The following is an 11,467-nucleotide window of genomic DNA, read 5'->3' as shown; positions in this document are numbered from 1 at the left end:
CGGCGCCCGAGGCGTTTGCGCGGCCGGGGTGCTTCGCGCCTAGCGGGGCGCGGTCCCCGACTGCGGACGGTCGTCCTCGGCCGGGGGCTCCGCGGCAGCGGGATCACCGGCAGCGGGATCCGCGGCCGGAGCGGCGTCCGCCGCCGGCGCTGCCGGGGCAGCCGGCGCAGCGGGTGCGGCCGGAGTCGCGGGGGCTGCGTCGGACTCCGCCCCTGCGGGCGTCTCCGCGGCATCGCTGCGCACCTCCTTCTTCAGGATGCGCATCGACTGACCGAGGCTCTTCGCGAGCCCGGGCAGCTTCGGCGCACCGAACAAGAGCAGCACGATGAAGAGGATGATGATGAGCGTGGGGCCGCCCATGTTGCCGATCATAGGGTTCCGGTGTCCTTTCGCAGCGAGCGCCTAGGAGGCGTCGGTGCTCCGCGGCGCCTTCGCCGCATCGTCCGTGGACTCTGCGGAGCCGGTGTCATCGTTGCGGACTTCCTTCTTCAGGATGCGCATCGACTGACCGAGGCTCTTCGCGAGCCCGGGGAGCTTCGGCGCACCGAACAAGAGCAGGATGACGAAGAGGATGACCAGCATGTGCCAGCCACTGAGGTTGCCCAGCATGTGAATGCTCCGATCGTTCGTAGTGACGCGATTATCGCACGTCGGACTGGATGGCGACCCCGCTCCCCCGCGTGCGCTTGGCGATGATACCGAGCACGAGGGAGAACAGACCGCCGACGCAGAGCCCGATGGCCGCGCCGATGACCGCCATGAAGCCGACGGCCTGGCCGAGCGTGTAGTCCGCCTTCTCCGCGACGGGGAAGACGAGCGCGAGCAGCATCGCGATCAGTCCGCCGAGCACGGCAGCGCCCACGAGCACACGTCCGTAGCGCACGGAGCGCTGCAGCGTGACCTCGCGCGACTCCTCGACGACGACGGGCGCGGCGACCTCTTCGGCAGCGGCGCCAGCTGCGGCATCGTTGGCGACGGCGCCGTCGGCCACTGCGTCAGCGACGGCACCGTCAGCAGCGGAGGCGGCCGCTTCGGGGGCGGCCACGGGCCGCGCGGGATCCTGCTGCGGCTGCGGAGCCGCGGCGTCGGGAGTACTCATACGTCTATTCTCGCAGGCCCGGACTGGGGATCGCGTCAATCGGCCGGGCGCACGAGCGGGAGGAGCCCAGTGAGCGAGGCCCGGGTGCCTGAAACCGCCACACGCGCGCTCGCGAGCGCATCGTCCCAGCCGAGGCGGCCCGTCGCGAGCGCGAGCCAGGTCTCGGCGTCGGTCTCGATGACGTTCGGCGGGGTGCCGCGGGTGTGCCGCGGCCCGGCCACGCACTGCACGGCCCCGAAGGGCGGCACGCGCACCTCGACCGAGTTTCCCGGCGCCCGCTCGGCGAGCTCTTCGAGCAGGTATCGGACGGCGGTCGCCTGCACGAGCCGAGGCGCGTCGGGCGCGGCCGCCGCGGCGAGAGCCGCACGACCGTCGGAGTCTGAAATCCTGCGCTTCGCCATGCGTCTCAGCCTAGTGGGCGGCGATCCGAGCGTCGGAGGGACCGGGCGGCGCAGGCTAGGCTGGTCCGCGTGAAGATCCTCGTCCTGGGGCCGGGTGCCCGCGAACACGCCATCGTTCTTGCGCTCCTCGCTGAGCACGCCGACCACGAGGTCGTCTGCGCTCCCGGCAACGCCGGCATCGCGGCGAGCGGCGTGGAGACGCCCGAGCTCGCCTACACGGATCCCGCGGCCGTCGCGGCGTTCGTCGCCGAGCGGGGCTTCGACCTCGTCGTGATCGGGCCCGAGGCGCCGCTCGTCGCCGGGGTCGCGGATCCGCTGCGCGCCGCGGGCGTGCCCGTCTTCGGCCCGGACCAGGCCGCTGCGGAGCTCGAGGGCTCGAAGGCCTTCGCGAAGCGCGTGATGGACGCGGCGCAGGTGCCCACGGGCCGCGCCGCCCGCGTGAGCTCGGTCGCCGATGCGGGCGCCGTGCTCGACGAGTTCGGCGCCCCCTACGTCATTAAGGCGGACGGCCTCGCCGCGGGCAAGGGCGTGCTCGTCACGGAGGACCGCGACGCGGCCATCGCGCACGTCGAGACCTGGGCCCCGCACGGTGATGTGCTCGTCGAGGAGTTCCTCGACGGCCAGGAGGTCTCGCTCTTCTTCTTCGCGGACGGCCACGACGTGCTGCCGCTCACGCCCGCGCAGGACTACAAGCGCATCTTCGACGGCGATGCCGGCCCCAACACGGGCGGCATGGGCGCGTACTCGCCGCTGCCGTGGGTCGCGGACGACTTCGTCGAGGAGATCACGCGCACGGTCGCCCTCCCCACGGTGCGGCAGCTGGAGGCCGAGGGCACGCCGTTCGTCGGGCTGCTCTACTGCGGGCTGATCGTCACCGCGCAGGGCGTGCGGGTCATCGAGTTCAACGCGCGCTTCGGCGATCCCGAGACGCAGGTCGTGCTCGCGCGGCTCGAATCGCCGCTGAGCCAGTACCTGCTCGCATCCGCGAACGGCACGCTGGCCGAGCAGCCCGCCCCCGAGTTCTCCGATGAGCCCGCGGTGATCGTCGTGGTCGCGAGCGAGGGCTACCCCGGCGAGGTCGTCACAGGCCGCGAGATTCGCGGCCTCGACGCTGCGGCAGAGGTTCCCGGGGTGCACCTCGTGCATGCCGCGACGGCGCGGGATGCGGCGGGCGGCTGGGTCGCGACGGGCGGGCGCGTGCTCGGCGTCGTGGCGCGGGGCGAGAGCTTCGCCGCGGCCCGCGAGCGCGCGTACGCGGCGGTCGAGCGGATCGAGCTCGAGGGCGCGCAGCACCGCACCGATATCGCCGCGCGGGTCGCGTAGCGCGACCGCCGAGCGGGCCGAACGGGGCCGCGGGATCACTGCGATCCCGCGGCCCCGTTCGCGTCTCACTCGCGGGGGCGAGCCCCAGCGCGCCGGAGGCGGCGGGCGACGCACCCCGCGGCGACGGCGGTGACGGCGCAGATCGTGAGCGCGACGGCCATGAGGACGAGGTACCGCGCCTCGGTGGGGGCACCCTCGTACGGTTGGCGATCGGACCAGTCGAGCATGACGCGGACGAACACGAGGGCGCTGCCCAGGCCGACTGCCGCGGTCAGCAGGGCAGCGCCGAGCGCCCCCGAGCGGGCCGGAGCGTTCGCCCGGCCCGGGTGCTGCGTCGGCTCAGCGCTCGCGGGACGACCCATCGGGCAGATCACCGCGGATCAGCGCGTCGAAGTCGAGTTCCGCGGTGGTCGGCTCCGGCTCGGCGGGCTCGGGCTCAGTGGGCTCCGGCTCGGCGGGCTCGGGCTCCGTGGCCTCCGGCTCGGGCTCCGTGGCCTCCGCCTCGGGCTCAGCCTCAGCTTCAGTTTCAGTTTCAGCCACGGCAGCCTCGATCTGCGCGGCGGCCTCCGGGGTGAGCGGCTCGATCCGGATCGTGTCGTTCGCCTCTTCGTCGGCGTCGGCGTCGGCGTCGGCGTCGACCTCAGCCTCGGCGGGCTCCGCCTTAGCCTCGGCGGGCTCCGCCTCGGCCTGCGCGTCGACCTCTTCGGTGCGAGACTCCTCGGCCTCGACCACTTCAGCGTCGACCACTTCAGCGTCGACCACTTCGGCGCCGGATTCTCCGGTGCCCGTTTCGTCGACGCTGCTCTCGTCGGCAGCTCCCTCGCCCGCGAGCTCGGCATCGCCCGCGGCCGCAGCGGCATCCCCCGCTTCCTGGGCCGCCTGGGGCTCCGCGGCGGGCTCCTCCTCCGCAGGCTCGGGGATGGCGAGCGGTGCGGCGATCCGCCCCTCCGCCACGGCGGCTTCGAGCGCGGCCGTGAGATCGCGGAGCAGCACCTGCCACCCGTCCTGCGAGGCCGCGGCACGCGCCGCAGCATCGGGCAGCGCGTCGAAGCCCGTCTCGGTCACCGTGATCCCCGTGTCCATCCCCTGCGTGCGCAGCGTCATGAGGACCGCCGTGTCGCGCTCGTCGCCGGCCTCGCGCCACCGGAAGCCGATGGCGTGGCCCTCGACCCAGACATCGACCGCGCCGCTCGCGTCGCGGCTCACGGAGGTCTCGCCGGACTCCTCCGACCAGCGCTCCGAGATCGCGCCGCCCACACGGGGCTCGAGCTCCAGCTCGGGCCACCACTCCGCGCGGCGATCCGCCTCGGAGAGGTACGACCACGCGGCCGTGCGTTCCGCCCGCAACCGGCTCCGCGCCACAACCGGCCCGAGTGGGATCATGGGGTTCCTCCGCGTCTGTCGGCTCAAGTTCGCGGGGCTGCCTGTGCGCCATCGCGCTGCGAGAGCTGCTCGTTCTCGCACGCGACCGGCGATGCATGAGCACCCGTCTACAGATGACCTTAACCGCACCCTCTGACATCATCGCTCAGCCGCCTCGAATGTCGCGGAATTGCGCCGATCCAGCGCCCACCGATCCGGCGATCCGCCCGTCGCCCGAACGGGGGTGCGCCGCGCGGCCCCCGAGGTGGAAGAATGGGGCTGTGACGGAACTCGCCTCCCCCCTGCAGCTGCCCGGTTGGACCCACACCTACTCCGGGAAGGTGCGCGACCTCTACGTCCCGAGCGAGGGGCCCGAGAACGTGCTCCTCGTCGTGGCGAGCAACCGGGTGAGCGCGTTCGACCACGTGCTCGAGCCCCCGATCCCGGGCAAGGGCGCGCTGCTCACGGCGCTGTCGAACTGGTGGTTCGCCCAGATCGACCTCCCGAACCACCTGATCGCCCCCGCGCCGGGAATCCCCGAGGTGCCTGCGGTCGTCGCGGATCGCGCGATGCTCACCCGCCGCCTCGAGATGTACCCGGTCGAGTGCGTCGTGCGCGGCGCGCTGACGGGCTCCGGCTACGCCGAGTACGCGGCGACGGGCGCCGTCTGCGGCATCGAGCTGCCCGCGGGAATCACCGACGGCGATCTCCTCGACACCCCCATCTACACCCCCGCGTACAAGGCTCCGCTCGGCGAGCACGACGAGAACATCACGTTCGAGCGCAGCGCCGAGCTCGTGGGCGACGAGGTCGCCGCGGCCCTCCGCGACGCGTCGATCGCGATCTTCACCCGGGCCCGCGAGCTCGCCGCCGCCCGCGGCGTCGTGCTGGCCGACACGAAGTTTGAGTTCGGTCGGGATCCGGAGACCGGTGAGCTCGTCCTCGCCGACGAGGTGCTCACGAGCGATTCCTCGCGCTACTGGGACGCGGCGACGTACGAGGATCCCGCGCTCTCGGCCGGCGATCGCCTCGCCTCCTTCGACAAGCAGATCGTGCGCAACTGGCTCTCCGCGAACTGGGACCGCACGGGCACTCCCCCGCAGCTGCCCGAGGAGATCGTCGCGCAGACGCGGGCCCGCTACCAGGAGCTCTTCGACCGCATCGCGGGCTAGTCGCCCCGCTCAGGGGCAGTGCCTCGAACGAAGCGGGATCGGGGCCCGGGCGGGAGCTCGAGCCGGAGCGGGTGGGCGAGGAGCAGCCGGACGCACCCGGCGCGGCGCGCGGCGGGTAGACTGGTTCCCGGGAGCGGCCCGTAGACGCGTGCCGCAACGCCCACCGACCGTCGAATCGCGAAACCGGAGTCGCCAGTGCCCACGATTGTTGTTGATGTCATGCCCAAGGCCGAGCTGCTCGATCCGCAGGGCAAGGCCACTACGGGCGCGCTGGATCGCCTGGGCCACGGCAAGTTCGAGAATGTGCGCATCGGCAAGCGCTTCGAGTTCACCGTTGCGGGCGAGGTGACCCCCGAGGTCCTCGCCGAGGTGCGCCAGGTCGCCGATGAGATCCTCTCGAACTCCGTGATCGAGGACGTCGTCGCGATCTCGGTCGACGGCGAGCCCGTCGGCGAGGCGCGCTGATGTCGACCCGCATCGGCGTCGTCACCTTCCCGGGGTCGCTCGACGACCGCGACGCGCAGCGCGCGATCCGCATCGCGGGCGCCGAGCCCGTCGCCCTCTGGCACGCGGACCACGATCTGCAGGGCGTCGACGCGATCGTGCTGCCCGGTGGCTTCAGCTACGGCGACTACCTCCGCCCCGGCGCGATCGCCGCGATCGCCCCCATCATGACCGAGGTCATCGCGGCGGCGAACCGCGGGATGCCCGTGCTCGGCATCTGCAACGGCTTCCAGGTGCTCGTCGAGGCGCAGCTGCTCCCCGGCGGCCTGATCCGCAACGCGCACCAGCAGTTCATCCGCCGCGACCAGCGCCTCGTCGTCGAGAACGTCGACACCGCATGGACCCACCTCTTCGCCCCCGGCGAGGAGATCGTGATCCCGCTCAAGAACGGCGACGGCGGCTACATTGCGAACGACGAGACGCTGAAGCGTCTCGAGGGCGAGGGCCTCATCGCCTTCCGCTACGCCGAGGTCAACCCCAACGGCTCGCTCAACGACATCGCCGGGCTCAGCAATGAGCGCGGCAACGTGGTCGGCCTCATGCCGCACCCCGAGCACGCGGTCGAGGCGGGCTTCGGCCCCGATATGCCCGATGCGATGCGCTCCGGCACGGACGGGCTGCGCTTCTTCGAGGCCGCCATCCAGGCGCTCACCGCGCGGGTCTGATCCCGCGCCGCTCCCCGCGATCGGCGGGACGCACGCACGAGAGCCGCCGCCCCTCGGGACGGCGGCTCTCGTGTCTGTCCGGGCCGGTGCCGGCGGGCCGGAGCCCGGAGCGAGCGGACGAACGGCGCACCGCGCACCGCGCACCACGCAGGATCCTGATCCGGATCAGCGTCAGGCGGCGCGTGCCGCCCGGCGCAGCGGCGCCTCGGCCGGGTCGATCCCGTACGCGAGCAGGCGGAAGCTCGTGCCGTCCTCGCGGGTGATGTCGAGTTCCCGATCCCGCAGGCGCGCGAAGCCCATCCGGTCGTACATCTCGTACGCCGCGACCATCTCGGTGCTCGTGTTGAGCACCACCTGCGAGACAGCCCGGATTCGGCCGAGCCGAAGCCCGTGGCGCATCATGAGCGAGCCGATGCCGCGCCCGCGCGCGACCCGCCCCACGCCGAGCAGGCGCAGGTCCATCTCGCCGGGGCGCGCGACGTCGCTGAGGGTCTCCCCCGGCAGCGGTGTCGTGATCGTGGCGAGGAGCGCGCCCTGCGCCGCATCCTCGGCGACCCAGACCCGGTGCTGCGCGGCGCGCGCGGCGACATCGGCGATCTCCGCGAGGTACTCGGCGGGCAGCCCCTCGTAGTCGTCGCGGTACGCCGCGAGCACGAGCTCGCTGATCTCCGGGATCTCCTCCGCGCGGATCTCGCGCACGCGCACGTCGGCGCGCTCCTGGAGCGGGTAGGTGAAGCTGAGCGAGGAGCCGTAGCCGGTGTCGTCGAGCTCCGCGTCGCGCTCGGGAGTGCGTTCGAACCCGATGCGCGCGTACAGCCGGGCCGCGGGGTTCCGCACACCGGTGTCGAGGCGCACCTCGCTGGCTCCCCAGCGGAGGGCCTCCTCGATGCCGGCCCGGGCGAGCGCCTCGCCGACGCCGGCACCGCGCGCAGCGGGCGAGACCACGAGCAGCCGCAGCTCGGCCTCACCCGGCGCAGCGAGCTTCGTGTAGTGCGAGCCGCCCCGCAGCACGGAGACCGCGCCGAGCAGTTCGTCGCCTCGCGCGGCGACGAGGATCCGGCCCCCAGCATCGCGGCCCGCGGTGTCCCGCTCGACGGCCGCCCAGCTCGTGTCGCCCGCGAGCTCCGCCCCGTAGGTGCTCTCAGCGTACGCAGCGCGAACGAGCGCCGCCTCCGCGGGATACTCGGCCGGCGTGAGCGCCCGGATCACGAACGCGGGCACGGGGGTCTCCGCGGCGGGGGCCGCGGCGGAAGCGGGGGTCAGATCAGTCTCAGGCACCCGAGCATTTTACTCGCGCGGCGGCTGAGCGCTCCCACCGGGCCCGAACGCACGACGGCCGCGCGATCCCGGGGATCGCGCGGCCGTCGTCGCGGGGCGCTTCGCGCCGTCCGACGCTACTGCGGGGGCAGCGGGGCGCCGGGGACGCTGAAGTCGGGCTGCCCGTTCGGAAGCGCCGGGATCGGGCGGCCGTCCGCGAACGTGGGCCAGGGCAGGAGCGGACCGGCGGCGGGAGCCTGGGGCGCTGCCGGGGCCTGCGGCGCGAGGAGCGGCTGCGGGGCGGCGACCGGCGGCTGCGCGACGGGGGCCTGCGGAGCCGCGAGCACGGCGTCGACGTGCACGGCGCGGTAGGGCTCGAGCGGCACGGCCTGCTCGGCGCGCGTGCGCGCGGCGGCGCGCACCGCTTCGCGATCCGACGCCCCGTAGGACCAGCGCAGCAGCAGCGTGATGGCCAGGCCGAGGGCCGTGAGGATGAGCGTGGCCACCGCGATCTTCCAGTACAGCTCGGGGATCACCACGTTGAACGTCTCGATTGCGACCGGCGCGGTGAAGAGGATCCCCGACAGCACCGCGAGCATGCTCGTCACGAAGGCGAAGCGCCCCATCGTCTCGGGCTTCCCCTCGCTGAGACCGAGCAGCAGCTGGCAGCAGCCGAGCACGAGACGCGTCACACCGATCACGAGCACGCTCTTCCAGAACAGCGACCAGCCGAGCAGGAAGGGATCGTACGGCGTCATCCAGGTGACGATGAGCAGCAGCGCGAGGATGTACGAGTTCGCGATGAGCGCGACGGGCGCGTACCACTCGGAGCGCAGCTCGCGCCGAGTGTCGAGCGCCGTGAGGCCCACGAACACCGCGAACACGAGGAACGTGGCGAAGACGCGCTCGAACTTGCCCTGGAAGTCGCCGATGAACAGCAGCGAGATCGAGGCGATCGTGAGCGCCGCGAGCAGGATGATGCTGATCTTCAGGAACGTGGACAGCCGGCGCGGCTCGGCTCCGCCCTTCGAACCTCCGACGGGGGCGGCGGGCGTTGCGCCCTCCGCGGGCTGGGGGGCTGCGTTCGGGGTATTCATGCTCCCAGTTTCGCGGGTTCCGCTGGAAAACGCCAGAAACGGCACGCGACCGCGCGCAGAACGCGGCCGGCCGACGCCGCCGCACGGGCGCTTCCCGCACGGCCGCGGAGCCCGTTCCGCTGCGGCCCGGCGGGCGGGCCCGGGCGCCCGGGAAACGCCGTAGACTAGCGGGGTGAGCGCCCGTCGCTCGCGATCGTAGCCGTACCGCCCCCGAGCCCACGGAGCACATCAGCGTGACTGAACCCACCGCCCCGATCCATGTCCCGGACACCGTCGCAGACGCGATCGCGACGCCCGACAAGGACCAGCCGTACGAAGCACTTGGCCTGAAGGCCGACGAGTACGCACAGATCCGCGAGATCCTCGGCCGCCGCCCCACCTCGGGCGAGCTGGCCATGTACTCCGTCATGTGGTCGGAGCACTGCTCCTACAAGTCGTCGAAGATCTACCTGCGCCAGTTCGGCAAGAAGGTCAACGACAAGATGAAGGAGCGCCTCCTCGTCGGCATGGGCGAGAACGCGGGCGTGATCGACATCGGCGAGGGCTGGGCCGTCACCTTCAAGGTGGAGAGCCACAACCACCCCTCCTACATCGAGCCGTTCCAGGGCGCCGCGACCGGCGTCGGCGGCATCATCCGCGACATCATCTCGATGGGCGCGCGCCCCGTCGCGGTGATGGATCAGCTCCGCTTCGGCGACATCGACGAACCCGACACCGCCCGCGTGGTGCACGGCGTCGTCTCCGGCATCAGCTCCTACGCGAACTGCCTCGGCCTGCCGAACCTCGGCGGCGAGACCGTCTTCGACAAGGTCTACCAGCAGAACCCGCTCGTCAACGCGCTCGGCGTCGGCGTGCTCCGCCACGAGGACCTCCACCTCGCGAACGCGTCCGGCCTCGGCAACAAGGTCGTGCTGTTCGGCGCCCGCACGGGCGGCGACGGCATTGGCGGCGCCTCGATCCTCGCCTCCGACTCCTTCGACGAGGGCGGGCCCACGAAACGCCCCGCCGTGCAGGTCGGCGATCCCTTCGCCGAGAAGGTGCTCATCGAGTGCTGCCTCGAGCTGTTCCAGGGCGAGCTCGTCGAGGGCATCCAGGACCTCGGCGCGGCCGGCATCTCGTGCGCGACCTCCGAGCTCGCGGCCAACGGCGACGGCGGCATGTTCATCGAGCTCGACAGCGTGCTGCTGCGCGATCCCTCGCTCACGGCCGAGGAGATCCTCATGTCCGAGAGCCAGGAGCGCATGATGGCGATCGTGGCCCCCGAGAAGCTCGAGGCGTTCCTCGCGGTCACCGCGAAGTGGGACGTCGAGACGAGCGTGCTCGGCGAGGTGACCGACACCGGCCGTCTCGTGATCAACTGGCGCGGCGAGGAGATCGTCAACGTGGATCCCTCCACGGTCGCCGTCGACGGCCCCGTCTACGAGCGCCCCGTGGCGTACCCCGCCTGGATCGACGCGCTGCAGGCCGACTCGGTGAACGCGGCCGGCCTCGAGCGCGACGGCTCGGCGGAGGCGCTGCGCCAGCAGATGATCGACGTCGCGGCGTCCCCCAACCAGGCGGACGTCTCGTGGGTCACGAACCAGTACGACAAGTACGTGCTCGGCAACACCGCGCTCTCCTTCCCGGACGGCGCCGGCATGATCCGCGTGGACGAGGAGAGCGGCCTGGGCGTCGCCATCTCGACCGACGCGAACGGCCGCTACTGCCAGCTCGACCCGTTCGTCGGCGCGCAGCTCGCGCTCGCCGAGGCGTACCGCAACGTCGCCACCTCTGGCGCCGTGCCGACCGCCGTGACCGACTGCCTGAACTTCGGCAGCCCCGAGAACCCCGAGGTGATGTGGCAGTTCTCGCAGGCCGTCGAGGGCCTGTCCGACGCCTGCCTCGCGCTCGAGGTCCCCGTCACGGGCGGCAACGTCTCGCTCTACAACCAGACGGGCGACACCCCGATCCACCCGACCCCCGTCGTGGGCGTGCTCGGGATCATCGACGACGTCGCACGCCGCGTGCCGAGCGGGTGGCAGGATCAGGGCGAGCACCTCTACCTGCTGGGCGTCACCCGCGACGAGCTCGACGGCTCGGCCTGGGCCGGCACCGTGCACGATCACCTGGGCGGCCGTCCCCCCGTTGCCGACCTCGACGCCGAGCGCCGACTCGCGGGGCTGCTGCACGCGGCATCGCAGGGCGGGATCCTCTCGGGCGCGGTCGACCTCTCCGAGGGCGGCCTGGCGCAGGCGCTGACCGACGGCGCGCTCCGCTTCGGCGTGGGCGCCCGCGTGTGGATCGAGGAGATCATCTCCCGCGACGGCGTCGACGCGACCGCGGCGATGTTCTCGGAGTCGCAGGGCCGTGTGCTCGTCGCCGTGCCCCACGAGGAGGACGTGAAGTTCCGCGGCCTCTGCGACGGCCGCGGGTACCCCGTGCTGCGCATCGGTGTGACCGACGGCACCGGCGCCGACGCCGCGATCGAGGTGCAGGATCGCTTCACCCTGCCGCTCGCCGAGCTGGGCGCCGCGACGCGCGCGACCCTGCCGGAGCGCTTCGGCCCCGTCGTGGGCTAGTTCCCCGCGCGAGATATGCGTGTGGCCCG

Annotated in this window: 13 protein-coding genes; 5 read left to right on the top strand and 8 right to left on the bottom strand. The window is 72.5% G+C overall.

Annotation, left to right across the window (positions count from 1 at the left end):
• Positions 1 to 39 precede the first annotated feature (39 nt).
• The 4 genes from U874_RS0113440 to U874_RS0113425 are packed head-to-tail and all read right to left on the bottom strand — an operon-like array spanning position 40 to position 1,500.
• Positions 40 to 372, bottom strand: a complete 333-nt coding sequence (locus U874_RS0113440) for a twin-arginine translocase TatA/TatE family subunit (RefSeq protein ID WP_025135050.1) — start codon at positions 370 to 372, stop codon at positions 40 to 42.
• Between the two features lie 30 nt (positions 373 to 402).
• On the bottom strand, positions 403 to 609 hold the full coding sequence (tatA, locus tag U874_RS0113435; protein ID WP_025135049.1) for a twin-arginine translocase TatA/TatE family subunit: 207 nt from the start codon (positions 607 to 609) through the stop codon (positions 403 to 405).
• A 31-nt stretch (positions 610 to 640) separates the two neighbouring features.
• Positions 641 to 1,099: a hypothetical protein gene (locus U874_RS15585; protein ID WP_025135048.1), complete on the bottom strand. Its 459-nt coding sequence runs from the start codon at positions 1,097 to 1,099 to the stop codon at positions 641 to 643.
• Positions 1,100 to 1,134: 35 nt separating this feature from the next.
• Positions 1,135 to 1,500 carry a sterol carrier family protein gene (locus U874_RS0113425; protein ID WP_025135047.1) on the bottom strand — a complete coding sequence of 122 codons (366 nt, stop codon included), beginning with the start codon at positions 1,498 to 1,500 and terminating at the stop codon, positions 1,135 to 1,137.
• A 69-nt stretch (positions 1,501 to 1,569) separates the two neighbouring features.
• On the opposite strand from U874_RS0113425, the gene purD reads away from it, so the two are divergent.
• Entirely contained in the window at positions 1,570 to 2,823 is a 1,254-nt protein-coding gene (gene purD / locus U874_RS0113420) for a phosphoribosylamine--glycine ligase (protein ID WP_025135046.1), read from the top strand.
• A 65-nt stretch (positions 2,824 to 2,888) separates the two neighbouring features.
• On the opposite strand, the gene U874_RS0113415 is transcribed toward purD, so the two are convergent.
• Both U874_RS0113415 and U874_RS14925 read right to left on the bottom strand, forming a co-directional pair.
• Positions 2,889 to 3,185, bottom strand: a complete 297-nt coding sequence (locus U874_RS0113415) for a hypothetical protein (protein WP_025135045.1) — start codon at positions 3,183 to 3,185, stop codon at positions 2,889 to 2,891.
• Entirely contained in the window at positions 3,163 to 4,206 is a 1,044-nt protein-coding gene (locus U874_RS14925; RefSeq protein WP_081810034.1) for an SRPBCC domain-containing protein, read from the bottom strand. Before U874_RS14925 ends, U874_RS0113415 begins: the two co-directional genes overlap by 23 nt.
• Positions 4,207 to 4,466: 260 nt before the next feature.
• Here U874_RS14925 and U874_RS0113405 point away from each other — a divergent pair, with 260 nt between their 5' ends.
• The 3 genes from U874_RS0113405 (at position 4,467) to purQ (ending at position 6,526) form a co-directional block, all read left to right on the top strand.
• Positions 4,467 to 5,357, top strand: coding sequence for a phosphoribosylaminoimidazolesuccinocarboxamide synthase (locus U874_RS0113405; protein ID WP_025135043.1), 891 nt, complete (start codon positions 4,467 to 4,469; stop codon positions 5,355 to 5,357).
• 195 nt (positions 5,358 to 5,552) lie between these two features.
• Complete coding sequence (gene purS / locus U874_RS0113400) at positions 5,553 to 5,822, top strand: phosphoribosylformylglycinamidine synthase subunit PurS (RefSeq protein ID WP_025135042.1); 270 nt, start codon at positions 5,553 to 5,555, stop codon at positions 5,820 to 5,822.
• Positions 5,822 to 6,526 (top strand): phosphoribosylformylglycinamidine synthase subunit PurQ, encoded by a 705-nt coding sequence (purQ, locus tag U874_RS0113395; protein WP_025135041.1) that lies wholly within the window; start codon positions 5,822 to 5,824, stop codon positions 6,524 to 6,526. Before purS ends, purQ begins: the two co-directional genes overlap by 1 nt.
• 171 nt (positions 6,527 to 6,697) lie before the next feature.
• Here purQ and U874_RS14920 read toward each other — a convergent pair whose 3' ends face one another.
• Positions 6,698 to 7,804 carry a GNAT family N-acetyltransferase gene (locus U874_RS14920; RefSeq protein ID WP_081810032.1) on the bottom strand — a complete coding sequence of 369 codons (1,107 nt, stop codon included), beginning with the start codon at positions 7,802 to 7,804 and terminating at the stop codon, positions 6,698 to 6,700.
• A gap of 116 nt (positions 7,805 to 7,920) precedes the next feature.
• The gene (locus U874_RS0113375) at positions 7,921 to 8,880 is read right to left on the bottom strand and encodes a hypothetical protein (protein WP_025135040.1); all 960 of its coding nucleotides are present in this window, start codon (positions 8,878 to 8,880) and stop codon (positions 7,921 to 7,923) included.
• Between the two features lie 233 nt (positions 8,881 to 9,113).
• On the opposite strand from U874_RS0113375, the gene purL reads away from it, so the two are divergent.
• Entirely contained in the window at positions 9,114 to 11,438 is a 2,325-nt protein-coding gene (gene purL / locus U874_RS14525) for a phosphoribosylformylglycinamidine synthase subunit PurL (protein WP_025135039.1), read from the top strand.
• The last annotated feature ends 29 nt before the right edge of the window (positions 11,439 to 11,467 follow it).

The sequence above is a fragment of the Leucobacter sp. PH1c genome, assembly GCF_000633415.1.
Classification (GTDB): Bacteria; Actinomycetota; Actinomycetes; order Actinomycetales; family Microbacteriaceae; genus Leucobacter.
This window is presented reverse-complemented; position numbering and strand designations above follow the sequence as displayed.

What these genes read in the sequence shown, in the direction of transcription:
- tatA (WP_025135049.1), bottom strand. Translation starts at nt 609, where the DNA reads ATGCTGGGCAACCTCAGTGGCTGGCACATGCTGGTCATCCTCTTCGTC.
- U874_RS0113425 (WP_025135047.1), bottom strand. Translation starts at nt 1,500, where the DNA reads ATGGCGAAGCGCAGGATTTCAGACTCCGACGGTCGTGCGGCTCTCGCC.
- U874_RS0113415 (WP_025135045.1), bottom strand. Translation starts at nt 3,185, where the DNA reads ATGGGTCGTCCCGCGAGCGCTGAGCCGACGCAGCACCCGGGCCGGGCG.
- purQ (WP_025135041.1), top strand. Translation starts at nt 5,822, where the DNA reads ATGTCGACCCGCATCGGCGTCGTCACCTTCCCGGGGTCGCTCGACGAC.
- U874_RS15585 (WP_025135048.1), bottom strand. Translation starts at nt 1,099, where the DNA reads ATGAGTACTCCCGACGCCGCGGCTCCGCAGCCGCAGCAGGATCCCGCG.
- U874_RS14925 (WP_081810034.1), bottom strand. Translation starts at nt 4,206, where the DNA reads ATGATCCCACTCGGGCCGGTTGTGGCGCGGAGCCGGTTGCGGGCGGAA.
- U874_RS0113440 (WP_025135050.1), bottom strand. Translation starts at nt 372, where the DNA reads ATGATCGGCAACATGGGCGGCCCCACGCTCATCATCATCCTCTTCATC.
- U874_RS0113375 (WP_025135040.1), bottom strand. Translation starts at nt 8,880, where the DNA reads ATGAATACCCCGAACGCAGCCCCCCAGCCCGCGGAGGGCGCAACGCCC.